This is a genomic window from Leifsonia sp. Y862, from assembly GCF_057669585.1.
In genome coordinates this window covers 47,863-72,503 of the sequence record NZ_JBYHFR010000002.1, presented here as the reverse complement: position 1 = coordinate 72,503, position 24,641 = coordinate 47,863, and the positions used below count along the sequence as shown (strand labels likewise).

Below are 24,641 nucleotides of genomic sequence, written 5' to 3'. Positions count from 1 at the left end.
GTTGGTGCGTGGTGCGAGCTCAGGCGCTGGCTGCGGGAACGAGCAGCGTGCGGGAGGTGACCGAGCGTTGTGAGCGGCCGGTGTGAGAGAACCGGCGGGCAAGCCACGTTGCGATGCCCTGCAGAATCATGACGATGATGAAGATGACGACGATCACCGCGAACATGTGGATGGCGCTGTAGCGCTGGTATCCGTAGCGCACGGCGACATCGCCGAGGCCGCCGCCTGCCACCGTTCCGACCATTGCGGAGAAGTTGATGATCGAGGTGACCGTCGTCGACAGGCCCAAGATCATCGACGACAGCGCTTCGGGAACCAGCACCTTCGACACGATGTGCCAGCGGGTGGCTCCGAGCGACTCTGCCGCTTCGACGAGACCTGAGTCGACTTCCTTGACGGCGATCTCGACCATGCGGGCGAAGAACGGGATGGCGACGACGCTGAGCGGCACGATTGCCGCTGTCGACCCGATGAAGGTGCCAACGACCAGGCGGGTGAACGGGATGAGCGCCACCATCAGGATGATGAACGGCACCGAGCGGCCGAGGTTCACCACGAACTCGAGCACGCGATTGATCACGATGCCGAGGCGGCGGGAGCCGAACGGCTTCTCGAAGAGTCCGCCGGCTTCGGTACCCACGAGCACGATGCCGAGCGGGAGACCAACGATGATGGTGATCAGCAGCGCGACGCCGACCATATAAAGGGTCTGCCCTGTGCCGACGAGCAACACCTGGATGAGTCCCTGCCAGAAGCCTGGGGCGGATGAATCGATCATTCTGCAGCTCCTACGAGTTCGACGAGCAGGCCCTGCGCGCGGAGGTCCTCGATCGGCACCGCATTGGTGGCTGGCGTGCCAGGCAGCTCCAGTCGAGTGCGGCCGGCCTGGTTGCCACCGATCGTCTCGATGACAGCGCCCAGGATGCTGATGTCGAGTCCGTAGTTCCGCGCCAGCTGCGCGATGACCGGCCGGTCTGCTGTGCCACCGCTGAACGTGATGTCGATGACCGTGTTGCCTGTCGGCAACGGCGCGTCGCCGAGTGGGAACAGGTCACGGGCCAGACGCGAGCCCGGCGTGGAGATGAGGGAGACGATCTTGCCCTGCTCGACGATGCGGCCACCCTCGATAAGCGCGGCCGAGTCGCAGACGCCCTTGACGACATCCATTTCGTGCGTGATGAGCAAGACGGTGAGGCCGAGTTCGCTGTTGATCGTCTTGATGAGGTCGAGGATCGAGCGCGTGGTCTCTGGGTCGAGAGCGGATGTCGCCTCATCGGAGAGCAGGACCTTCGGGTTTCCGGCGAGGGCGCGGGCAATGCCGACGCGCTGCTTCTGTCCGCCGGAGAGTTCGGCCGGGTATGCGGTTGCCTTGGCGGCGAGGCCGACGAGATCGAGGATCTCCATCGAGCGACGCTTGCGGGCGGCGCTGTCGACGCCCATGATTTCGAGGCCGAGCTCGACGTTGCCCTGCACCGTGCGCGAGGAGAGCAGGTTGAAGTGCTGGAAGACCATGCCGATCTTCCTACGCGCTGCGCGCAGTTCTGCGGGACTCAGTGCGGTCAACTCGTCGCCGTCAACCGTCACGGTGCCGGAGTCGGGACGCTCAAGCAGGTTGATCGCTCGAATGAGCGTGCTCTTGCCTGCGCCGCTCTGGCCGATGACGCCATAGATCTCGCCCTCGGCGACGTCGAGGCTGACATCGTTCAACGCGAGGGTCGCCCCACCGCCTGATGCGAAGGTTTTCGAGACATGGCTGACGGAGATCACTGTTCACCCGGGTTCAGAGTAGGCGAGGCAGGTTGTTACCGTCGCCCATCGATCTTGTCAATCGGTAACGTCACACTCAAATTCGAGTGACGAATTGTTGCATTCTGACTCGATTTCGTGCATTGTGCACGGTCTGGCGCGGTGCGGTCTGAGGCGCCGATCAACGCGCGTACCCTCTACAGAGCGGATGGAGGATCATCCGCAGGGAAGTGGGCAGTAATGTACGAACGTTTCGTCGTGATGGGTGACAGCTTCAGCGAGGGAATCGGCGATGAACTCGCCGATGGCCGGGTGCGGGGCTGGGCAGACCTCGTCGCCGCCGGACTGGCTGCTGCGTCAGAGGCGCCCGTCGGCTACGCGAACCTCGCGATTCGAGGCAAGCTTCTCGGACCCATCGTCGCCGAACAGCTGGAGCCAGCGCTGTCTCTCGCGCCAGACCTGCTCACGATCTGCGGTGGCGGCAACGACTTGATGCGGCCCAAGGTTGAGATCTCGTACGTGGTTGACCTGCTTGACCAGGTCGTGGAGCGTGCCCGTGCAGCTGGCGCCCACGTCGTGCTGCTGAGCGGCGCCAATCCGAGCGGTCATCTGCCCATGGGCGCGCTCATGCAGAAGCGCGGCGACAAACTCGCCGAGGTCGTGCGCCCGGCGTTTGATCGCCCCGGTGTCACCGTTGTCGACAACTGGGCGGATACCGAGCTGCACTCAAGTCGCTACTGGTCGGCAGACAAGCTGCACCTCAACGCGATTGGGCACACCAAGGTTGCGTCCAATGTGTTGCGCGCGCTCGACATGCCTGTACCTGTCGCGTGGGAAGCGATCCTCGCCGACGCGAGCACCACGTCGCCCGGGCGCAGCAGGAACTCCCCCGCGTATTACCGGGAGCACGTGCTGCCCTGGATCGGTCGGCGCCTCACCGGTCGCTCGTCTGGCGACGGCCGGCTGCCCAAGCGTCCGACGCTGGAGCCTGTCGTACTCGACTAGGGACTCGCGTGTAGTTGATTCGCATGGGGTTGACTCGCGTGGGGTTGACTCGCGTGGGGTTGACTTGCGTGAAGTTGACTCGCGTACGCGGGGTCGCGGCGGTGGCGGGCGCTCGACACTACACTCCCAAACATGACCGACACTCAGATTGATGAGCGTGCTGTTCTGGATGCACGACGCGCATGGTTCCTCGGCGGGTCACTATTTCTCGCTTCGGTTCTCGTCAGTTACCTGATCCTCCTGCCCCTGATCCCTGGCGGGCGCACCATCGCCACTGCACTGTTCTCGGCAGCCCTCCTCGTGTTCGCCTTCGGCATCCGCGGATCTGGCAGCGTCACGTCGCGACGCCCGCTGGGGACGACGGCATTGGCCGCGCTCGGCGCCTGGGTGTTGGTGGGAACCGTGCTGCAGGACGTTGTTTACTCCAACTATTCCAACGACTCGCCGCCGGGAACCCTGCTCGCATTCGGATACGTCGATTCGTTTGTTCGGTTCGCACTGGCGCTGATCGCTGTCATTCAGATCGGTCGCACCAGCACCGTGCCCGCCCCGTGGAACTGGGGACCCGCCTGGATCGTCGGAGCGATATCGGCGCTCTGGCTGGTGCAGGCGATCATTTTTTCGGTACCGGCCTCGCAGAATGCGCTACCCCTGATCACGGCATTCTCCGCCGCGGACAATTTCATCCGCACTGGCGGCCAGATGCTCCTCGGCGTCGTTGCAATCCTTTTGGCGGACCGCACTGGGCGCTCCCTTGCCGTTGCCGATGAAGGGAACACTGTCACTGAGGAGGGGAACACTGTCACTGAGGAGGGGAACTCCCGGTAGGGCGGCGAACGATTCATGGGCACAACTGTACGACTTAAATGAGGAAACCTCTAGCTTCTTTCGAAACTTTGATCTAGAATTGAGGCATGGATCCAGCGCTGGAACATCCCGAACGGCCGGTGAACACTCCCGCCACTTCACCTTCCACGCGCTCCGCCTCCTCCCTTCCCGCCGCATCTCTTCCTGCCGCATCTCTTCCTGCCGCATCTCTTCCTGCCGCTTCTCGCCCGCGCCCGGTCATATCCGTTCCTGCGGTATCTCTTCCCCCTGCCTCGCTTCCCGCCGCCCAGCTTCCCGCCGACTCGCTTCCTGCAGCCTCGCCTCCCGCCGTATCTCTTCCTGCCGTATCTCTTCCTGCCGGCTCGCTTCCCGACCGTGTCCTCGCCACCGTTAGCCGGCTCGGCGCGGCGCAGACTCGGCCCATAACGTTTGACTGGTCCTATGCCGAGTGGCAGCTCTCGGGGTGGGTCATTGAGCGGGACGTGCAGCTGGTGGCGGAGCAAGCTGCGGAAGAGGCCGCAGAGCAAGCTGCGGAACAAGTGGCCGTAGAGCAGGCGGTAATGCGGGCGGCTGAGGAGGAGCTTGCAGAGCAGATGGCCGCGACGCAGGTCCTGATCGGCGATGTCGGTGGCCCGGGAACAGAGTCCGCACATGGCGCGATCAACCTCGCGCTCCGAAAAGCCGAGACCGCGCAATCCACGACGGCCCGGTCGATGGCCGTGGAGGTCGCAGCTGCGGCGGAGGTCATACGCCTGGCCCGTAACAACCTCAGCATCTACTTGACGCCAGGCGGGATGAGCGAGCCAGACGCCCTGGACCTGGCCGAACGAACCGCGGCCACCGACCTGAGCCTCCGTTTACATCGCTCGCCCGACCAGGTGCGGACCATGGCCCACGAAGGGTTGGTGCTCGCCGAGTCACTGCCGCAGCTCTGGGCACTGTTCCAGGCCGGTCACACCGGATACGCGCAGGCCCGCGCCGCCGTCAACCATCTCACCGGGTTGACCGACCCGGAGGTGATCGCCCACTACGACACCGAACTCACTGCGAAGGCCACCGAACTCACGCCGGAAGCATTCCAACGCAAAGCCCGCACCCTGCAGCAACGGCTACTCGCAGAGCCCCCTGAGCTCCGTCACGCCCGCGCGATGGCTGACCGCCGGGTCGTGATTGAACCGGCCAACGATGGCATGTGCACGGTTTTCGCGGTGATCAGCGCCGCGGACGGCATCCGGATCAACGCCCGACTCGATGCCACCGCCAAGAAGATTGCGAAGAAGGAAGCGGAAGAAGCCAAGGCTGCCGGCACTGGCCGGGACCGGTGCCGTACCCGGGCGCAGATCCGTACCGACCTGTTCGCCGGCTGGCTCGCGGGCGACGGCACACCGACCGCCGCGAAGGTACGGCCGCTGCTGTTCGTCCCCATCCATGGGCTCCTCGGTGGCACCAACTCTGCCGGGCAGGCCGACCACTCCGGTCAGGCTAGCCAAGACGGGCACTCGGGTCACGAGGGCCACGAGGGCCACGAGGGCCACGAGGGCCACGCCAGTGCTACTGATCCAGCTGGTCAGCCTGGTCAGGCCGGCCAGCCGGTCCCATTCGATCAGCCCGCAGTCTTGCAGGGCTACGGACCCATCGACCCCGTCACCGCCGCGCAACTCTTCATCGACGCCCCGGCGTTCCGCCGGGTGGGCACCGACCCGTTCACCGGCGAGATCCTCAGCTTCGACCGCACCCGCTACCGGCCCACAAGAGCGCAACGCGAATGGCTCGCCGTGAAATACGGCACCTGCGCACGGACCGGCTGCAACCGGCTCGCCGTCAGCTCCGACGTCGACCATCTCAAAGAATGGGTTCGCGACCACGGGCTCACCAACGAAGACAACCTGATCCCGCTGTGCGCACCCGACCACCGGTTGAAGACCTTGACGAAGATCCGGTACAAACGAGACCCAGACGGCAGCGTCACCGTCACCACACCGACGGGATACGTCGGGATCAACGCACCACCCGATCCACTGCCCCGGCATCCACTGCCCACGAATTCACTGGCACGTTCGCCACTACTCCGAAAGCTACGGGAGTCTCGCGCACCATTGCCCGAGAACCCGCCGTTCTAAGACTCCTTGTCGGGCACAGGCACGGACACAGACGCCGGCTCCGGCACAGGCACAGGCACCCAGCCGTGCTCGGCCAGCCACGCTTCGCAGAGTGCGCTCCACGCTTCGAGGGGACCGAGGCCAGAGGCGAGTCCCTTGCCGTGTTCGCCACGTTCGAAGACATGCAGGTCGAAGGGAATGTTGTGCGCAGCCAGAGCACTGGCATAGCGCAGCGAGTGACTGACCGGCACGCCGCCGTCATCGGCCGTATGCCAGAGGAACGTCGGCGGCGTGTGTGCGTCGACCAAATACTCGGCGCTGAGTGCTCGCCGATTGTCGAGGGTGTCGTCATCGCCGAGAAGATTGGCCAGTGACTGCGAGTGCGGCTCATGGGTCATCGAAATGACCGGGTAGGCCAGAATCGACAGGTCGACCCGCCCCTCAGCTGCAACCGGAGCTGAGGCCACCCCCGTCGAGAGCAGGGCGGCTACATGGCCACCAGCCGAGAAACCAACCACGCCGATGCGCGTGCGGTCGATGCCAAGGTCCAACGCGCCGGTACGGGCGGCAATGAGCACATCCTGCACGCGCTTGAGCCCGGTCGGGTACCGGTTCGGGTCAACCGGGTAACGCACCACCAGGGCGTTCAAGCCGATCTGCGACAGCCAGTCGGCGATGGCCGTGCCCTCGTGGTCTGCATGTTCGCGGTACGAGCCGCCAGGGAGCACGAGCAGCAGGGGCGCCGGCGCCGAGGCCGGCGCCAGATCAGAGGCCGGTGCCAGTTCCAAGGCCGACGTCGATACTGCTGGCGAAGCCGCGCGGAATGTCAGGTCCGCGTCCTTCAGGGAGGGTACAGAGGCGGTGGAATCAGCAGCGTGAGACGTGTCGGTCATGCCGCCATCGTAGCCAGACTGGGAATAAGTTGCACGGGGCCACAAATGATTTGCGTGGAGCGCTTCGATGACTTACCGTTGGTGTGCAGGCGATTCATCGAAGCGCTTAGACAATGCCGAAACAATGGAGTTATTGTGGCCAACATCAACGACGTAGCTCGTGTCGCTGGTGTCTCCATAAGCACTGTCTCTTATGCATTGTCTGGGAAACGCCCCATTGCCGCCGAGACCAAGACGCGCATCGCCCAGGCCGTAACCGAACTCAGCTACCGCCCAAACGCCGGCGCTCGCATGCTGGCCGGCTCCCGCACCAACATCCTGGCGCTCACCGCCCCGATGCACGCTGACACCCACCCGCCGGCACTCATGGCATTCGTGCTCTCCGTCGTCACGGCTGCCCGCAGCTTCGACTACGACGTGCTCCTGCTCACCGAGGGCGATGCAATTGCCGGCCTCCGTCGTGTCGCCTCCAGCTCACTTGTCGACGGCGTCATCATGCTCGACGTGACAGTCGACGACGAACGGGTCGCCGTCATCCGCGAAGTGGGCCTGCCAACCGCACTCATCGGAATCCCGAATGACACCGACGGGCTCACCTGTGTCGACCTCGACTTCGAAGGCGCCGCACGCCTGGCCGTCAACCAGCTCGTCGCCCTCGGCCACACCTCGATCGGCCTAATGGGCCACGCCCGCAACCTGTACGAACGCGGCTCCAACTACGCCCCGCGCTTCCGCGACGCCTTCCTCGCCGCTGGAGCAGCTGCCGGTATCGACACCGCGTTCAACACCACCGAGGCCACTAGGGCAGGAGTCGAGGAATCCTACGACGGCCTGCGCGCACAACTGCCTGCCATGACGGCCATCGTCCTCAACTGCAACGAGAACATCCACGGAATTCTGCTCGAGGTACTGCGGGAACGCGAGATCGCCGTCCCCCACGAGCTGTCGATCGTCTCTGCCTGCTCCAGTTTTTCCACCGATCATTTTGTCCCCCCGGTGGACGTCATCCCGCTGCCAGCGCTCGAGTCAGGCCGCCGTGCCGTCGAACTCGTCATGCAGCAGCTGGGCGGATTCGCTAACCCGCACATCGAGCTGATCGATCCGGTCTACGTCCGCAAAAGTTCAACCGCCCGTCCATCACCCTCGTGATCGACTAGCGCGGCCCCTTCCCCCCTAGCCCCACAGCCCCAAACGAAAAGGACGCCCTCAAAATATCGAAACGCTTCGATGCCCACGAAGCAGCATGTACGCCAGTTCAAAAAGAGGGAACACCACGCGGTGTTCGCCTACAAGGAAGTAGTTTTGAAATGAAGAAAAGCAAATTTGTCGCCGCAATCGCAGCCGTTGGCGTTAGCGCTGTACTGCTCAGCGGATGCTCCGCCGGCTCTGGCGGCAGCGATGAGAAGGTCACTCTCGATTTCTGGTCGTGGGCACCGGGCACCCAGGAGATGGTCGACACCTGGAACGCGGCCAACCCCAACATCCAGGTCAAGTACACGGATGCCGGTGGCGGAAAAGACTCCTCCGCGAAGCTCCTCACCGCGAGCCGCGCCGGAAACGCCCCCGACATCGCCGCAGTCGAGTACCCAACGCTGCCGTCGCTGATCGTTGCCGACGTGCCGCTGGACATCACCGACCTCGTCTCAGATGTGACAGACAAGTACGACGAGGGAACCCTCTCGCAGACCACCTTCGACGGCCACATCTACGGCCTGCCGCAGGACATCGGACCGATGGCGTTCTTCTACCGTTCCGACCTGCTCGCTCAGTACGGCATCCCCGTTCCCACCACCTGGGCAGAGTTCGCCACTGCAGCAGCAGCCGTTCGCGCCGCTGACCCGACCGCATATCTCGCATCATTGCCTGCCGACCAGTGGGCGTTCTACGCCGGCGTCGCAAACCAGGCCGGCTCCAAGTGGTGGTCAGTCGAAGACGGCACCTGGACTGTCGGCATCGCCGACGACGCCTCCCTCAAGGTGGCCGACTTCTTCGAGGGCCTCGTCGACGCTGACCTGATCTCGACCGACCCGATCCTCACCCCTGAGTGGAACGCCAAGGCCAACAGCGGCACCATGCTGTCCTGGCCAGGCGGACTCTGGGCTCCCGGCGTCATCGAAGGCGTCGCACCAGACACCATCGGCAAGTGGTCAATGTCCAACTTCCCCGAGTGGACCGCCGGAGACCCGTCCGTCGCCTACCAGGGCGGCTCCGCGAACATCGTCACCAAGGACTCCGATCACCCCGAGCAGGCGGCAGAGTTCATCTCCTGGCTGAACGCCAGCGAAGAAGGCGCCGACCTGCTGCTCACCGTGCAGAACGCATACCCGGCCGCCATCTCCGGCCAGGAAACGGCCAAGTCCAGCGCCCCGCCGGCCCTGATGCCGCAGCAGACCGACTTCTACGAGCTCGCCGCAACCATCTCGTCGAACGCGATCCCTGTCACGTGGGGCCCGAACGTCAACGTGGCAGAAAGTGCCTTCACCGATGAGCTGAACAAGGCCATCACCGCTGGAACCTCATGGCGCGACGCATTCACCGCCGTGCAGAAGACCGTCGTCGCCGACATGAAGAAGTCCGGCTTCGAAATCACCAACAAGTAGTACAGCACTTCAGAAACACACAGCAACACCCAGCTCACTCGCGGCGCCAGTCGCACTGAGAGGGTCGGCCACCGCCGGCCCTCTCCTGAAGAAGGAAGAATCGATGACTGCCACCTCCGCCAGACCGGCGGCGCCACTCACGCGCACGGGTTCCGTCCCACCGCGGAAGCGACCGCGTTCGCGCATCCGCTTCGCCCCGTACCTGTTCGTTGGGCCCGCGGTTGTGCTGTTTGTGCTGTTCATGCTCGTCCCGATCATCTACGCGGCGTACCTCAGCTTCACGGCGTACAAGATTCAGGGCGGCGGCATCCTCGGCACCAAGGCACTGGTCTTCGCCGGCTTCGACAACTACATCGCCGTACTCACCGACCCTGCCCTTGGCAGCGGATTCTGGCACCTCGCGCTGTATGCCGTGATCGCAGTGCCCGTCACCCTCGGGCTTGCACTGCTTTTCGCCCTGCTGCTCGACACCCCTGGCGTGCGCGCCAGCCGGTTCGGTCAGACCGCCATCTTCATCCCATACGCAGTGCCCGGCGTCATCGCCGCCCTGCTGTGGGGCTTCATGTACCTGCCGTCCACCAGCCCCTTCTCGTACATCACGCAGGCGCTCGGCTGGGGCACCATCCCGTTCCTCGAACCGGGTGGCATCTTCGGATCGATCGCCAACATCGCAATCTGGGGTGGCGTCGGCTTCAACATGATCATCATCTACACCTCGCTTCGCGGTATTCCAGGTGAGATCTACGAGGCCGCACGCATCGACGGCGCCAACGAGATCCAGATCGCCCTGCGCGTGAAAATCCCCCTCGTCGTCCCCGCGCTGCTCCTCACCGGAATCTTCTCCGTCATCGGCGCCCTCCAGCTCTACAGCGAGCCCACAACGCTGAAGCCGATGACCGACATCATCAGCCAAACCTGGGTGCCGCTGATGACCATCTACCGCAACGCATTCCTCACCGATGACCTCCCCGGCGCCGCAGCGCTGTCCGTGGTTCTCGCGGTCGGAACCGTTGCACTGTCTGGAATCGTCATCTGGCTCAGCAACCGCCGCAACAAGGGAGAAAAGTCATGACCGCCGCCGCAACTCGCGAGACGGCCAAGCTGGCCACCAATCGCGGCAAGGTCTTGCCAACCACCATCCTGATGATCGGTGCGCTCTACTGCCTGGTTCCGGTGCTGTGGGTCTTCACCGCCATGTCGAAGTCGCCGAGCGAACTCTTCACGACCTTCTCGTTCATCCCCGGCAGCGGCCTGATGGAGAACCTGGGTGACCTGTTCAGCTACGGCGGAGGCCAGTACGGCCTGTGGGCTGCCAACTCGATCCTCTACGCCGGCTTCGGCGGAGTGCTGTCGACGTTCGTCTCCACGATGGCCGGATACGGCCTGGCCAAGTATGAGTTCAAGGGCCGCACGGTCATCTTCTACTCGATCCTCGCCGGCGTCCTGATTCCCGGGATCACACTGGCCATCCCGCAGTACCTCCTGCTCTCGCAGGTGGGCCTGGCCGGCGGAACCCTGTCCGTGCTCCTCCCGCTCATCATCAGCCCGTTCGGCATCTACCTGTCCCGCGTTTACGCCTCTGCCGCCGTTCCGCAGGAAACCATCGAGGCCGCGCGTCTCGATGGCGCGGGCGAGTGGAAGATCTTCCTCCGCATCGGCCTGCCCATGATGCTCCCCGGCATGGTGACGGTCTTCATGCTGCAGTTCGTCGGCATCTGGAACAACTTCCTGCTGCCGTTCATCATGCTCAGCGACCAGAACAGCTACCCGCTGACCGTGGGCCTGTACACGCTCTTGTCGAAGGGCTCCGGCACCCCGGCGCTGTACTCGGTGGCCATCACCGGCGCCGCGATCTCCATCATTCCGCTGATCGCGCTGATGCTCTTCCTGCAGCGCTTCTGGCGTCTCGACCTGCTCTCCGGCGGGGTCAAGGGTTAGAACAGTCAATGTCAGCACAGGTTGAGCACGAGGCGGCGGTCCGCACGGCACCGCGCACCCTCGGACCGGATGGGCCAGCGGTCTCCCGGTTGTGCCTCGGCACCTCGTCCTGGTCGCGCGCCCGTTTTGGCGACGATCAGGTCACGGTGCTCGAGGCCATGCTCGACGCTGCTGCTGATGCTGATGCTCCGAACACCGCCGCCATCACCTTCATCGACACCTCGAACGAATACGGCGCTGGTGCCAGCGAAAGCTACATCGGCGATGCCATCCGTCGCCGCGGCGGGCTCCCGACCGGCGTCGTGCTGCAGACCAAGCTCGATCGTGACCCCGTCACCGGTTCGTTCTCAGGCGAGCGGATGCGAAGGAGCCTCGACGAGAGCATCGACAAGCTTGGTCTCGACCGATTCCCCATGCTGTACCTGCACGACCCAGAGCTGATCAGTTGGGATGAAGCCTTCGCGGTCGACGGACCGGTACGAGCCCTCGTCGAGATGCGTGATCGCGGGCTGGTCGACCAGATCGGCATCTCCGGCGGCCCCGCACCGATGCTCCAGCGCTATGTCGAGACCGGGCTGTTCACCGCGGTCATCACCCACAACCGGTACACCCTCGTTGACCGCTCCTCCGAGGAACTGGTGACGGTGGCGGCAGAGAGCTGCGTCAGCGTCATCAATGCCGCGGTGCTCGGCGGCGGCGCACTTGCTCGGTGGCCGGAGGTCGCACGCACCTACGCGTATCGACCCGCGTCATCCGCTCTGGCTGATGCCATCGTCCAGATGGGCCTGGCCTGCCAGCGCGCTGGGGTGAGCCTGTCGGCGGCGGCACTGCAATTCAGTACACGTGACCCGCGGATCACCTCCACCATCGTCGGGGGCAACACCGTCGCGCAGATGGAGCAGACGGTGGCGGCCGACTCCCTCGATATTCCACAGGAGCTCTGGGCAGAGCTTGAACAGCTCGTGCCAGACCGCTCCGTCTGGCAGGAACCGCCCGGAACCACCTGGCCTTGACCCCCATTCGTTGCAAGAGAAAGTGACCCACCCATGACGGACTTCGTGTCCCGCTCCGCCGATGTACCGGTCGGAACCACCTTCCCCTGGATCGCTGACGGCTTCGCCCTTGGTGGCGACTACAGCCCAGAGCAGTGGCCAGAGTCCGTCTGGGCCGAGGACATCGCGCTGATGACCGAAGCCGGCGTGAACTCGCTGAACGTCGGCGTCTTCTCCTGGGGCCTCCTCGAGATCGCCGATGGCGTCTTCGACTGGGGCTGGCTCGACCGCATCATGGACCTGCTCGCAGAGGCCGGCATCGGCGTCAACCTCGCCACTCCCACCGCGGCTCCGCCCATGTGGCTGATGCAGGCGCACCCGGAGATCGCCACCGTCAACCAGCACGGTGTGCGCAACTCCCAGGGTGGCCGCTTGGGCTGGTACCCGAGCTCTGCCGTCTTCCGTCGCTACGCGCTCCGCATGGTCGAGGCCATCGCCACCCGCTACGCGACCCACCCCGCACTGAAGCTTTGGCACGTGAGCAACGAGCTCGGCAACGAGAACGCCCACAGCTACGACGACGAGACCAGCCGCGCCTGGCAGGTCTGGCTTGAGAAGAAGTTCGGCACCATCGAAGCGCTGAACGACGCATGGGGCTCCGCGTTCTGGGGGCACCACTACACCGCGTTCACGCAGATCGTGCCGCCGCGCTACACCAGTACCAGCCACAACCCAGGGCTGCTGCTCGACTTCGAACGCTTCACCTCAGACGCGCTGCTCGACTACTACATGGCAGAGCGCGAGGTGCTGCGCCGGATCACCCCGAACATCCCCATCACCACCAACTTCATGGTGCAGAACCACCCCAACGGCCTCGACTACGCTCGCTGGGCCGACGACGTCGACCTCGTCGCCAACGACCACTACACGATGGGCCACGACCCGGAGACCTACGGCGAGCTGGCGTTCTCCGCCGACCGTGTGCGCGGCATGTCGGGCGGTGACCCGTGGCTGCTCATCGAGCACTCCACCTCTGCGGTGAACTGGCAGCCGCGCAACCGCGCAAAGGCCCCCGGCGAGCTCACCCGCAACAGCCTCGCCCACATCGCCCGCGGCGCAGACGGCGCACTGTTCTTCCAGTGGCGCCAGTCGACGGCCGGCAGTGAGCAGTTCCACTCCTCCGTGGTGCCGCACGCCGGCGCACGCACCAAAATCTTCCGCGAGGTGACCGCGCTCGGCAAGACGCTGCGCGACATCCGCGAGGTGGTTGGCAGTCGCGTGCAGCCGTCGCAGGTCGCGATCCTGTTCGACTACGACTCCGCCATGGCGCTGAAGTCCGGTGCGAAGCCCACCGTCGACGTGAACTCGCTCGACGTCGCCCTCGCCATGCACCGCGAGCTGACGAGCAGGGGCATCCAGGTCGATGTCGTGCACCCGTCTTCCCCGCTCACCGGGTACAAAGCGGTGCTGGCGCCCACCCTCTTCCTGCTGACTGCAGCGGATGCCGCGAGCCTCAGCGACTACGTCGAGGGCGGCGGCCACCTGGTCGTCACGAGCTTCTCCGGCATCGTCACCGAGCACAACCGGGTGATCGAGGGTGGCTACCCCGGCGCCCTGCGCGATCTCCTTGGCGTTCGCGTCGAAGAGTTCTTCCCGCTGTTCGAGGGCGACACTGTCGGCCTCGAGGGTGAGATCACGGGCGACGGATCGTGGACGGGCGCAATCTGGAGCGAGCTGATGGAGGCGACCACAGCATCCGTTGTCGCCCACTACACCTCAGGAGAGCTCGCCGGACTCCCCGCGATCACCCTCAGGGAGGTCGGCGCAGGGACAGCGCAGTACGTCTCGACCCAGCTCGACCGCCCGTCAACCGGTGCCCTGCTCGACCTGCTCATCGAGCGCGCGGAGCTGACCCCCGTCGCCCCAGCCGACCGCGGCCTTGAGCTCGTTCGCCGCGTCGCTGGGTCAGCGGATGCCGGCCCCTCCACCACCTGGCTCTTTGCCATCAACCACTCATCAGGGCCGCTCGCTCTCGATGCAACCGGACTCGACCTCGTGTCGGGCGACCGGTTCACCTCTGGCGGTTCCGTTGCCGCCGGAGCCGTCGCCGTCATCCGAGAGGACAGCACCGTATGAAGTTCACCGATGGTTTCTGGCAGGCACGCCCCGGCGTGACCGCCCTGTACGCCCAGGAGGCGTACGACATCATGCCCGACGGAGATACCCTCCGCGTCTACGCCCCCACCAAGGTCATCAACACCCGCGGCGACACGCTCAACCGCCCCATGCTGACGGTGACGCTGTCCTCCCCGCTCGACGGCGTCATCCGGGTGCGCATCGAGCACCACAAGGGCAGGCGTCCAGCTGCCGGCTTCGACCTCGTTGGCGCCACTGAGGGTGTTGGTGTTGCAGAGACCCAGTCGGTCGACGGCGCCCTGGCCTCTGGCACGCTGACCAGCGGTGGCCTCACCGCGCGCATCACCCCCGGCGCCCCGTGGAACCTCACCTTCGAGTCAGACGGCCGCGTGCTCACCTCGAGCAAGCACAAGTCGGTCGGCTACATGCGCCTCGCCTCCGATGCCCCCATCGCCGCCGAACCGGTGGGCGAGGTTGGCATCACCACGACCGGTCTCGCCCCGGCCAGCACGTACGTGCACGAGCAGCTCAGCCTCGGCGTCGGCGAACTCGTCTACGGCCTCGGCGAGCGCTTCGGCGCGCTGGTCAAGAACGGCCAGACCATCGACATCTGGAATTCAGATGGCGGAACATCCAGCGAGCAGTCGTACAAGAACATCCCGTTCTACATGACCAACCGCGGCTACGGCGTGCTGGTCAACCACAGCGAGCACGTCTCATTCGAGGTCGCCTCAGAGTCCGTCGAGCGCGTGCAGTTCTCCACTGCAGGCGAGGCACTCGAGTACTTCGTCATCCAGGGCCCGACCCAGAAGGATGTCCTCGAGCGCTACACGACCCTCACCGGTCGCCCGGCCAAGGTGCCGGCCTGGTCATACGGCCTGTGGCTGTCCACCAGCTTCACCACCGACTACGACGAAGCGACAGTGAACAGCTTCATCGACGGGATGCGCGAGCGCGACCTGCCGTTGTCTGTCTTCCACTTCGACTGCTTCTGGATGCGCGAGTTCAACTGGACAGACCTCGAGTGGGACGCCCGCGTCTTCCCAGACCCAGAGGGCATGCTTGCCCGCCTGCACGAGCGCGAACTGCGCCTGAGCGCCTGGATCAACCCGTACATCGCCGAGCGCTCCAAGCTGTTCGACGAAGCAGCGGATGCCGGCTATCTCGTTCGCCGCGCAGACGGCAGCATCTGGCAGTGGGACCAGTGGCAGGCCGGCATGGGCCTCATTGACTTCACGAACCCTGAAGCGACCGCCTGGTTCCAGGCCAAGCTGCGCGTGCTGCTCGAGCAGGGCATCGATGCGCTGAAGACCGACTTCGGCGAGCGCATCCCCACCGACGTCGTCTGGCACGATGGCTCTTCTCCTGAGGCCATGCACAACTGGTACACCCAGCTCTACAACCAGGCCGTCTTCGAGGTGCTCGAAGAGCACCGTGGGCAGGGCGAGGCTGTGCTGTTCGCCCGGTCAGCGACCACCGGCGGGCAGCGGATGCCGATTCACTGGGGTGGCGACAACTCGTCCTCCTACGAGTCGATGGCAGAGACCCTCCGCGGTGGGCTGTCCCTCGCTTTCAGTGGCTTCGGATTCTGGAGCCACGACATCGGCGGCTTCGAAGGCAAGCCAGACCCGGAGGTCTTCAAGCGCTGGGTCGCGTTCGGCATGTTCTCCAGCCACTCGCGTCTGCACGGCTCCTCCAGCTACCGGGTGCCGTGGGCATTCGACGAGGAGGCCGTCGAGGTCACGCGAAAGTTCTCCAAGCTGAAGCTCGAGCTGATGCCGTACCTGTACTCGGTGGGCCTCGAAGCCCACGAGCGCGGACTGCCGTTCATGCGCCCCATGCAGCTGGAGTTCCCGAACGACCTGTCGTGCTCCTACCTCGACCGCCAGTACATGATCGGCGCCGACATCCTCGTCGCTCCGGTCTTCAGCGGCGACGGCAGCGTCGAGTACTACCTGCCGGCCGGCACCTGGACGAACTACCTCACCGGTGAGGTCGCCCAGGGATCGACCTGGCGCAGGGAAACCCACAGCGTGCTGAGCATGCCGATCTGGATTCGCGGCGGCGCCGTGCTCGCCACCGGAAACCGCACCGACCGCCCCGACTACGATTACCTCGACGGCCTGCTCGTCACGGTGTACCCGGGTGCAACAACGGAGTCCACCACCACCCGTGTTGTGAGTTCTGAGACGGGTGCAGAGGCCCTCGTTACCGTGACCACAACCGGCACAACAGTAGAGGTGTCGACCACCGGCGCGGACATCCGTGTTCGCCTCGCCGGCGGCGACATCGTCACCACATCGAATGGAAAGGCCGTTCTCACCTATGTCTAACGCACCCACCACCACGGGCTCCGCAGCAGCATCCGTCGGCAACGCCGACTACCGCGACTGGGGACTGGAGTTCCCCGCTGACTTCATCTTCGGTTCGGCCACAGCGTCGTACCAGATCGAGGGAGCTGCCACCGAAGACGGCCGCGGCCCGTCCATCTGGGACACCTTCAGCCACACGCCAGGAAAGGTCTGGAACGGCGACACCGGCGACGTGGCGGATGACCATTACCACCGCCTCGAGTCCGACCTCGACCTGATGAAGGAGCTGGGCCTTCAGGCCTACCGCTTCTCCATCTCCTGGTCACGCATCCAGCCGACAGGCACAGGCCCGGCCAACGCCAAGGGCCTCGACTTCTACACGCGCCTGGTCGACGGGTTGATCGCTCGCGGCATCAAGCCCATCGCGACCCTGTACCACTGGGACCTCCCGCAGGCCCTTGAGGACGAGGGTGGCTGGACCAACCGCGCCACGTCATACGCATTCGCTGAGTACGCCCGCATCATGGGCGAGGCACTCGGCGACAAGGTCATCACCTGGACGACGCTCAACGAGCCGTGGTGTTCCGCCTACCTCGGCTACGGCTCAGGCGCGCACGCCCCAGGCCTCACCGACGGCGCGAAGGCCCTCGCCGCTGTGCACCACTTGAACCTCGCGCACGGCCTCGCCGTCACCGCGCTGAAGAAGGTCGTCACCAACGACCCCGCCTTCTCGATCACCCTCAACCTGCACGTCATCCGCGGAGAGGGCGAGCAGGCTGCAGAGGCCGTGCGCCAGATCGACGGACTCGCCAACCGCGTCTTCCTCGGCCCGCTGTTGCACGGCGCATACCCTGAGGACGTCTTCGTTGACACAGCGGATGTCACGGATTGGGCGTTCATCCTCCCCGGCGACCTCGAGCTGATCCACCAGCCGCTCGACCTGCTCGGCGTGAACTACTACTCCACCACCCTCGTTCGGATCTGGGACGGCGTCAGCCCCCAAGCCAACAACGACGGCCACAAGGACATGGGCGGATCACCGTGGCCGGGCGCCGACCGCGTCGAGTTCATCGCGCAGGCCGGCCCGTACACCGAGATGGGCTGGAACATCGAGCCGGCCGGCCTCGAAGAGCTGCTGGTGGCGTTGCACGAGGAGTTCCCGACCCTGCCTCTGATGATCACAGAGAACGGCGCATCCTTCGCTGATGTCGTCACCTCTGAGACCGCAGAGTCCGGCGAGACGATCTCCGTTGTGCACGACGAGCAGCGCACCGACTACCTGCAGCGCCACTTCACCGCCGCTCACCGGGCCATGGCCCGCGGCGTCGACCTGCGCGGCTACCAGGTGTGGTCGCTGATGGACAACTTCGAGTGGGGCTACGGCTACTCGAAGCGGTTCGGCATCGTCTACATCGACTTCGAAACGCAGGAGCGCATCATCAAGGACAGCGCCAAGTGGTACTCGAAGGTCATCGCCACCCGCACCATCCAGCCGCTTAGCTAACGAGAGCGACACCAACAAGGCCGGGCCCCACCGAATCATTCGGTGGGGCCCGGCCTTGTTGTGTTAGCGGATGCCGCCCTGCAGGGTTCCCCACGACTGGGATGCACCGGCCGCGTTCCGCTGCTGCGGAACATTCCACGGGTTGTCATCGCGCAGCGGAATCGGCAGCAGTTCCTGCGGAACGCTCTGGTAGGCGACTGGACGCAGGAATCGGCCGATGGCCGCGCTCCCCACAGAGGTGCCGCTGTCGTTGCTGGTGGCCGGCCACGGCCCGCCATGCTGCTGCGCCGGCGTGACGGCGACGCCAGTTGGCCAGCCGCCCAGCAGTACACGTCCGGCGTTCTGGGCGATCCAATCGATAATCCCGCGGAGGGCAGCGCTGTCTTCACCGGTGCCGGCGTGCACCGTACCGGTGAGGTTGCCCTCGAACAGCTGGCTCGCCTGCGCCGCGAGCTCTGCAGCGTCGTCGTACTCGACGAGCACTGACAGCGGGCCGAAAGCCTCATCGCCCAGGGTGTCGCGCCCGGCAAGCAGGTCGGTGGACGACACCGACACGATGGTGGGCGTCGCCCAGCCATTGCCGTCGTCGTCGACACGAACTGAACCCAGCACGATGGGCGTGACTCCAGCGGTTCCGAGGATCGCGTCGCGCCTGGCCTGGTAGCCGGCGGTGATCCCAGGGTTCAGCAGGCGGTGTTCTCCCACAGCGACCGCCTTCGCCACCAGAGCATCGGCCAGGTCGTGACCGCTCGGCACGAAGAGGAAGCCCGGCTTGGTGCATAGCTGGCCGGCTGAGCCCGACACGCTCGTGACGTATCCGCCTGCGATGGCGTCGGCATCCTCATCGAGCGCGGCCTGGGTGACGAACACCGGGTTGACGCTGCCGAGTTCACCGTAGAACGGGATGGGGGCTGGGCGTGCCGCAGCGATGTCGGCCAGAATGCGGCCGGCCTTGATCGACCCTGTGAAGCTGGCGGCTGCGATGCGCGCGTCCTGCAGCAGCTGCACGCCCTCTGCCTGGCCGGTGATGAGCTGCAGGATTCCGGCTGGCGCTCCAGCGCCCTCGAGCGCTGCGGCCACGATCTCTGCCGTGCGCGCAGAAAGCAGCGGATGCCCAGGGTGCGCCTTCACGATAACGGGGCACCCAGCGGCGAGGGCAGCGGCCGTGTCTCCGCCGGCGACGGAGAACGCGAACGGGAAGTTGCTGGCGGCGAAGTTCAGCACGGGGCCGACCGGTATGCGGTAGCGGCGGAGGTCTGGACGGGCACCGAGCACGAAGCCGGGGTCTGCATCGTCGATGCGCACATCGAGGTACGACCCGTCGATGACGACCTCGGCGAAGAGCTTCAGCTGCACGGCCGTGCGGCCGACCTCACCGGTGAGGCGCGCAACCGTCAGGCCCGTCTCGTCCTGCGCGATCGCGACGAGCTCGTCGCGGGCCGCGATGAGGGCATCCGCTGCCGCCACCAGGGCAGCTGCACGCACGCTCGGCTCTGTGGCGGCCCAGACGGGCGCCGCAGCCACTGCGCGGTTCGCGATCGCATCGAGCTGCTCTGGGGTGGTGACGGGGGTACTCGTTGCGGTGCTCATGGCACGACGCTCCTTACAGATAGAACGGGGTGAAGCAGAGAAAGAACGGGGTGAAGCTAGAACTGGAATCCGGTGGGGAACGGGTCTGCGGGGTCGAGCAGGTACTGGCCGATGCCGGTCACCCAGGCCCGACCGGTGATGGTGGGGATGACGGCGGGGATACCGGCAACCGTCGTCTCCCGAATCAGGCGTCCGGTGAACGTCGAGCCGATGAATGACTCGTTCACGAAGTCCTGGTCGAGGCCGAGCTCACCGCGAGCCCAGAGCTCTGCCATGCGCGCAGACGTGCCGGTGCCGCACGGTGAGCGGTCGAACCAGCCGGGGTAGATCGCCATTGCATGCCTGGAATACTCCGTCGTCGAGCCCGGAGCGATGAACTCGACATGGTGGCAGTGGTCAAGCCCGTCGATCTCTGGATGCTTCGGCGGGTTCGTGGTGTTGATGGCCTCCATGATGGCCAGGCCGGCGGCGAGGATCTCCTGCTGGTTGGCGCGGTCGAACGGCAGGTTGACCGCATCGAGGTCGACCATGGCGTAGAAGTTGCCGCCGAAGGCGAGGCTGTACTCGATGGGGCCGTAGCCGGGCACATCGACGGTGTCGTCGAGGCGCACGCTGTATGACGGCACGTTCTCCAGCGTGACGGAATCCGCATGGCCATCGCTGACGGCCACCCTGGCGATCACGAGGCCGGCCGGAGTGTCGAGGCGGATGGTGGTGACCGGCTCGACGACCTCGACCATGCCGGTTTCCACCAGCACGGTGGCAACCCCGATGGTGCCGTGCCCGCACATCGGCAGGCAGCCCGACACCTCGATGTACACGACGCCCCAATCGGCATCCGCTCTCGTCGGCGCCTGCAGGATCGCACCGCTCATGGCCGCGTGGCCGCGTGGCTCGTTCATGAGGAACAAGCGGATATCATCCATGTGCTCCATGAAATGGAGGCGCTTCTCGTTCATGGTCGCGCCGGGGATGACCCCGATGCCACCGGTGATGACCCTGGTGGGCATCCCCTCTGTGTGGGAATCAACCGCTGTATACATTCGCGATGAGCGCATGACTATGCGGCGGAATACGCAGCGCGGCGCACAGCCAGGTAGTCGAGCGCCTTCTTCGTGTCTGCACGCACCTGGGCGTCGACGGCCGGGCTCAGCGGTCCGCGCGGCGGACGCGTGGGTCCGCCGTAGCTGCCGCCAGCGAGGTCGATCGAGAGCTTGATGGCCTGCACGAACTCGGTCTTGGAGTCCCAGCGGAACACGGTGACGAGCTGCGTGTAGATCTCGAGGGCCTCAGCGATGCGGCCGTCCTTGACGAGGTTGTAGATCTCGACGGCCTCACGCGGGAACGCGTTCGGGTAGCCGGCGAACCAGCCGGTCGCGCCGGCAACGAGTGACTCGAACAGCAGGTCGTCTGCACCGGCGATGACGTCGATGTCGCAGAGTTCCTTGATCTCCAGCACCCGACGGATGTCGGCGGAGAACTCCTTGACGGCGACAACCTCAGGGATCTCTGCGAGCTTCGCCACGAGGCTCGGGGTCAGGTCGACCTTGGTGTCGTACGGGTTGTTGTACGCCATGATCGGCAGGCCGACCTCTGCCACACGCTGGTAGTGCTCGATGACCTCTGACTCGTTCGCACGGTAGAGGGTCGGCGGCAGCAGCAGCACGCCATCGGCGCCGTCTTCCTTCGCGTACTCAGCCCACTTCTTGGCCTGGTGCCAGCCGACACCGTGCACGCCGGCCACGACGAGACCGCGGCCGTCAACGGCCTCGACGGCAACCTGGACCACCGTGCGGCGTTCCTCGTCGGTCAGCGAGGAGTACTCCCCCAGCGAACCGTTCGGGCCGACGCCACGGCATCCGTTGCTGATCAGCCAGTCGCAGTGCGCGGCGAACTTGTCGTAGTCGACCGCGAGTCCGGCGGGAGCCGACGAGTCTTCCTTGAATGCGAGGGTCGTAGCGACGATGACGCCGCCGAGATCGAATGCCTGCTTAGTCATTGCGGTCCTTTCGTAGGTGCGTGGTGTGATTCGTGAAATTCGTTGGTTGAGCCCGTCGAAACCGGCGATGGAACGTCGTCAGCTGCCAGCTCGCCCAGCCGGATCGGCGCGGCGATCGGGCGACGATCCGTCGTCACGCCATCGGAAAGGCCACCGGTGCGGGTGGCGAGCAGCGCCTCGACGGTTCGCCCGCAGACGCGACCCTGGCAGAGGCCGAGGCCGGCCCTGCTGCTGAGTTTCAGCGCGCGAAGCGAGTGCGACTGGGTGGCGTCGGCCGCGCTGCAGAGCGCCCCATAGCTCACCTCTTCGCAGCGGCACACGATGGTGTCGTGCGTGAGCATCGTCGGCCAGCCGCTCCGAATGCCGTGAGCCGCTTCGATCCGCTGCGCGAAACCGCGGAATGTCGTTCGCTTTCGCGTCGCCTTGGCGAGTGTCGCGTCGGCCGCGGTGCCGCCGGCGGCGACATGTCCGGCGATGCTGCCCTCTGCGAGCGCCAGGTCGACTCCGCCGATGCCGGTGATCTCGCCTGCGGCGAAGACCCCTGGGACGCTGGTCTCCTGGCCTGCGTCGACCTGCACGAAACGCTCAGGGGTGAGCGCGCAGCCGGCGGCGATGGCCAGCTCAAGCCGCGGCGCGAAGCCGTGGCTCACGCAGACGGCGTCAACGGCGATCCGCTTCTCTGTGCCGGGGATCGGCGACCAGTCAGCCGTGACGGATGCCACAGTGACCGCTTCAACCCTGTCGGTGCCGTGCGCGGCGATGACGGCCTTGCCCAGTCGGTACGGGATGCGGTTCTTCAGGTGCCCAGCCACATAGCCGCCGAGCTCTGCGCCCTTGCTCGCCGCGGGGAAGAGCTGCCAGAAACGTGGCAGCCAGCCGCGCACCAGCGCCGGCATCCGGTTGGCTTCGAAGACGCCGAGCACGCGTGACCCCGTTGCCGCCAGTGAGGCTGCGACGGGAAGCAGGAATGGCCCTGCTCCGGCAACGACGACGCGGTCACCCACCGCGAGGCGCTCCCCCTTGGCGAGTGCTTGCGCTGCGCCTCCGGTGAAGACGCCTGGCAGGTCCCAGCCGGGGAACGGCAGCGTGCGGTCGTGCGCGCCCGTTGCCAGCACGATCGCGTCCGGGTGCAGCACGAGCCGGTCGCGCCCGACGCCGTCTGGTTCGCCGATGACGACGTGCACTGTGCCGGCGGCGTTGTCCCTCAGCTCGATGGCCCAGACCAGCGCTGAGGTGATGATGCGGCATCCGTCGTCGCCCTCGAGCGCGGCAGCCATGGCACGGAATTGTGCCCAGCCGTGGTGCAGGATGCGCTCATTGGCCGCTGGGCGCTGCTCTGGCAGGTGCCGCCAGAACTGGCCGCCCAGCTGGTCTGACGAGTCGAGAATGGTGACGGCTGCCCCGGCCTCGCGGGCGGCGCGAGCTGCGGCGAGACCAGCTGACCCTGCCCCGATCACGAGAACGGTGTTCACTCTGCACCGCCGCCCGGCAGCGCGTCGTGCTGCGTGACGACGACATCACCAGCGGATGCCCGGCGCTGGCACGCACGCACGTCGCGTTGGCCGTTCACCTCGACCACACAGTCGAAGCACACGCCGATGCCGCAGAACACGCCGCGCGGGGCATTGCTCACCGAGGTGCGCCGGAAGCCGAGGATGCCACTGCCGAGGATGACCCCGGCCAGGCTCTGCCCTGCGACGCCGGTGGCCGGCTCACCGTCGATCGTGATCGTCACCGGAGTCGGTGGGGCTGGGCGCACAGGGTCGAGGCCGTTGGGGAAAAGTCGGGGAGCCATCAGGCCACCTCCGTGAGGTGAGGAATCAGGTGGGGTGCCAACGACGGGCGCGACAACGAGAACGGGGTTGCATCGAGTGCGGTGGGCGTGCCGAGCATCAGGTCCCTGATCATGGCTGCCGTCGCCAGGCTGAGTCCGATGCCGGCGCCTTCGTGGCCCGTCGCGTGCCAGAGTCCTGGCAGCCGCGGGTCTTCGCCGATGACGGGCAGGTGGTCTGGCATGAACGGGCGGAAGCCGCCGTAACTGCGCATGATCGCCGCGTCTGCGAGGAACGGGAACAGGCGCATGGCCTTGGTCGCTATCTCGTGCAGGGCCTCGACCTGCAAACGGGAGTCGAAGCCGACCTGCTGCCTCGACGAACCGATCAACACGGTGCCGGCTCCGGTGGACTCGACAACGCTGGAGGTCTGCAGGGCGCTGTCATCCGACCCGACCGCGCCCACATAGTCGGCGTCGTAGACCTTGTGGAAGATGCGATGGCGCATCCGGCTCGTCACCAGCACCTCGCCCCTGCGAGGTCGAACCGGGAGGTGCACACCGAGGAGCGCTGCGACTTCGGCCGACCACGGACCGGCAGCAACGACGACCCGCGGTGCACGGAGCGCGCCCTCTGGGGTGATCACGCCGACGAGCGCACCCGCAGAATCGAGCAGCGGACCGAGCACGGGGGTGTTCTCCAACACACGGGCGCCGTAGAGCCTGGCGGAGGCCATGAGCGCGTCCGTCGCGATCGTCGGCTGCACCTGCGCGTCTTCCGGGTAGTGCACGGCCGCCTGGATCCAGGGCGCGATGTCGGGTTCGAGCACCCTGGCCTCGTCGGTGCTGATGACGCGGGCGTCAACCCCTGCGCCCAGCTGGCGGGCGGCGAACGCCAGCAACGGCGCGGCACCTTCCGGCGTTGTCGCGACGACGAGGCCGCCCTTTGGGTCGTATTCGACAGACGGGAATGACTCGCCGAGCTGCTCGCGGAGGTCGATGGCCGCCTGCTTCCACAGCGTTGCGGTGTACTGCGCGAGGGCGAGCTCGTGGCCTGCGCCCTTGTCGGAGACCAACAGATTTCCCTCGCACGCCGATGACGTGCCGCCGGCCACCGTGCCGCGATCGATGACCGTCACGCTCAATCCCGCAGCGGACAGCGTGCGCGCGCAGGCGGCACCGATGATGCCGGCGCCGACGATGATCACATCCTGTGCCATGCCCAGCC

At 65.8% G+C, this 24,641-nt stretch carries 20 protein-coding genes; 11 read left to right on the top strand and 9 right to left on the bottom strand.

Annotated elements, in window-relative coordinates; genetic code table 11:
- Window positions 1-19: 19 nt before the first annotated feature.
- Complete coding sequence (locus AC25Z0_RS10495) at window positions 20-778, bottom strand: methionine ABC transporter permease (RefSeq protein WP_488133191.1); 759 nt, start codon at window positions 776-778, stop codon at window positions 20-22.
- Entirely contained in the window at window positions 775-1,767 is a 993-nt protein-coding gene (locus AC25Z0_RS10490) for a methionine ABC transporter ATP-binding protein (protein ID WP_488133190.1), read from the bottom strand. The genes AC25Z0_RS10495 and AC25Z0_RS10490 overlap by 4 nt, the downstream gene beginning before the upstream one ends.
- Window positions 1,768-1,986: 219 nt before the next feature.
- On the opposite strand from AC25Z0_RS10490, the gene AC25Z0_RS10485 reads away from it, so the two are divergent.
- The 3 genes from AC25Z0_RS10485 (at window position 1,987) to AC25Z0_RS10475 (ending at window position 5,699) form a co-directional block, all read left to right on the top strand.
- On the top strand, window positions 1,987-2,751 hold the full coding sequence (locus AC25Z0_RS10485; RefSeq protein ID WP_488133189.1) for an SGNH/GDSL hydrolase family protein: 765 nt from the start codon (window positions 1,987-1,989) through the stop codon (window positions 2,749-2,751).
- A gap of 132 nt (window positions 2,752-2,883) precedes the next feature.
- Complete coding sequence (locus tag AC25Z0_RS10480; protein ID WP_488133188.1) at window positions 2,884-3,579, top strand: hypothetical protein; 696 nt, start codon at window positions 2,884-2,886, stop codon at window positions 3,577-3,579.
- A gap of 86 nt (window positions 3,580-3,665) precedes the next feature.
- Window positions 3,666-5,699, top strand: a complete 2,034-nt coding sequence (locus AC25Z0_RS10475) for an HNH endonuclease signature motif containing protein (RefSeq protein WP_488133187.1) — start codon at window positions 3,666-3,668, stop codon at window positions 5,697-5,699.
- Here AC25Z0_RS10475 and AC25Z0_RS10470 read toward each other — a convergent pair.
- Window positions 5,696-6,571: an alpha/beta hydrolase gene (locus tag AC25Z0_RS10470; RefSeq protein ID WP_488133186.1), complete on the bottom strand. Its 876-nt coding sequence runs from the start codon at window positions 6,569-6,571 to the stop codon at window positions 5,696-5,698. The two genes, AC25Z0_RS10475 and AC25Z0_RS10470, sit on opposite strands and share 4 nt — an antisense overlap.
- A 135-nt stretch (window positions 6,572-6,706) precedes the next feature.
- Here AC25Z0_RS10470 and AC25Z0_RS10465 point away from each other — a divergent pair, with 135 nt between their 5' ends.
- The 8 genes from AC25Z0_RS10465 (at window position 6,707) to AC25Z0_RS10430 (ending at window position 18,053) form a co-directional block, all read left to right on the top strand.
- Window positions 6,707-7,720 (top strand): LacI family DNA-binding transcriptional regulator, encoded by a 1,014-nt coding sequence (locus AC25Z0_RS10465; RefSeq protein WP_488133185.1) that lies wholly within the window; start codon window positions 6,707-6,709, stop codon window positions 7,718-7,720.
- 158 nt (window positions 7,721-7,878) lie between these two features.
- Window positions 7,879-9,171 (top strand): ABC transporter substrate-binding protein, encoded by a 1,293-nt coding sequence (locus tag AC25Z0_RS10460; RefSeq protein ID WP_488133184.1) that lies wholly within the window; start codon window positions 7,879-7,881, stop codon window positions 9,169-9,171.
- A gap of 103 nt (window positions 9,172-9,274) precedes the next feature.
- Complete coding sequence (locus AC25Z0_RS10455) at window positions 9,275-10,243, top strand: carbohydrate ABC transporter permease (RefSeq protein ID WP_488133183.1); 969 nt, start codon at window positions 9,275-9,277, stop codon at window positions 10,241-10,243.
- A complete protein-coding gene (locus AC25Z0_RS10450) occupies window positions 10,240-11,109 on the top strand; it encodes a carbohydrate ABC transporter permease (protein ID WP_488133182.1) in 870 nt (289 codons plus the stop codon). The genes AC25Z0_RS10455 and AC25Z0_RS10450 overlap by 4 nt, the downstream gene beginning before the upstream one ends.
- Before the next feature lie 8 nt (window positions 11,110-11,117).
- Complete coding sequence (locus tag AC25Z0_RS10445; protein WP_488133181.1) at window positions 11,118-12,122, top strand: aldo/keto reductase; 1,005 nt, start codon at window positions 11,118-11,120, stop codon at window positions 12,120-12,122.
- A 33-nt stretch (window positions 12,123-12,155) separates the two neighbouring features.
- Window positions 12,156-14,237 (top strand): beta-galactosidase, encoded by a 2,082-nt coding sequence (locus AC25Z0_RS10440; RefSeq protein WP_488133180.1) that lies wholly within the window; start codon window positions 12,156-12,158, stop codon window positions 14,235-14,237.
- Entirely contained in the window at window positions 14,234-16,570 is a 2,337-nt protein-coding gene (gene yicI, locus AC25Z0_RS10435; protein ID WP_488133179.1) for an alpha-xylosidase, read from the top strand. The genes AC25Z0_RS10440 and yicI overlap by 4 nt, the downstream gene beginning before the upstream one ends.
- The gene (locus AC25Z0_RS10430; RefSeq protein ID WP_488133178.1) at window positions 16,563-18,053 is read left to right on the top strand and encodes a GH1 family beta-glucosidase; all 1,491 of its coding nucleotides are present in this window, start codon (window positions 16,563-16,565) and stop codon (window positions 18,051-18,053) included. The genes yicI and AC25Z0_RS10430 overlap by 8 nt, the downstream gene beginning before the upstream one ends.
- Window positions 18,054-18,116: 63 nt before the next feature.
- On the opposite strand, the gene AC25Z0_RS10425 is transcribed toward AC25Z0_RS10430, so the two are convergent.
- The 6 genes from AC25Z0_RS10425 to AC25Z0_RS10400 are packed head-to-tail and all read right to left on the bottom strand — an operon-like array spanning window position 18,117 to window position 24,633.
- Window positions 18,117-19,643: an aldehyde dehydrogenase (NADP(+)) gene (locus tag AC25Z0_RS10425; protein WP_488133177.1), complete on the bottom strand. Its 1,527-nt coding sequence runs from the start codon at window positions 19,641-19,643 to the stop codon at window positions 18,117-18,119.
- Window positions 19,644-19,699: 56 nt separating this feature from the next.
- Window positions 19,700-20,701, bottom strand: a complete 1,002-nt coding sequence (locus AC25Z0_RS10420; protein ID WP_488133176.1) for a proline racemase family protein — start codon at window positions 20,699-20,701, stop codon at window positions 19,700-19,702.
- 2 nt (window positions 20,702-20,703) lie between these two features.
- Window positions 20,704-21,642, bottom strand: coding sequence for a dihydrodipicolinate synthase family protein (locus tag AC25Z0_RS10415; protein WP_488133175.1), 939 nt, complete (start codon window positions 21,640-21,642; stop codon window positions 20,704-20,706).
- Window positions 21,639-23,114 carry an FAD-dependent oxidoreductase gene (locus AC25Z0_RS10410; RefSeq protein ID WP_488133174.1) on the bottom strand — a complete coding sequence of 492 codons (1,476 nt, stop codon included), beginning with the start codon at window positions 23,112-23,114 and terminating at the stop codon, window positions 21,639-21,641. The genes AC25Z0_RS10415 and AC25Z0_RS10410 overlap by 4 nt, the downstream gene beginning before the upstream one ends.
- On the bottom strand, window positions 23,111-23,437 hold the full coding sequence (locus AC25Z0_RS10405; RefSeq protein WP_488133173.1) for a (2Fe-2S)-binding protein: 327 nt from the start codon (window positions 23,435-23,437) through the stop codon (window positions 23,111-23,113). The genes AC25Z0_RS10410 and AC25Z0_RS10405 overlap by 4 nt, the downstream gene beginning before the upstream one ends.
- Window positions 23,437-24,633 carry an NAD(P)/FAD-dependent oxidoreductase gene (locus AC25Z0_RS10400; RefSeq protein WP_488133172.1) on the bottom strand — a complete coding sequence of 399 codons (1,197 nt, stop codon included), beginning with the start codon at window positions 24,631-24,633 and terminating at the stop codon, window positions 23,437-23,439. Before AC25Z0_RS10400 ends, AC25Z0_RS10405 begins: the two co-directional genes overlap by 1 nt.
- Window positions 24,634-24,641: the final 8 nt, after the last annotated feature.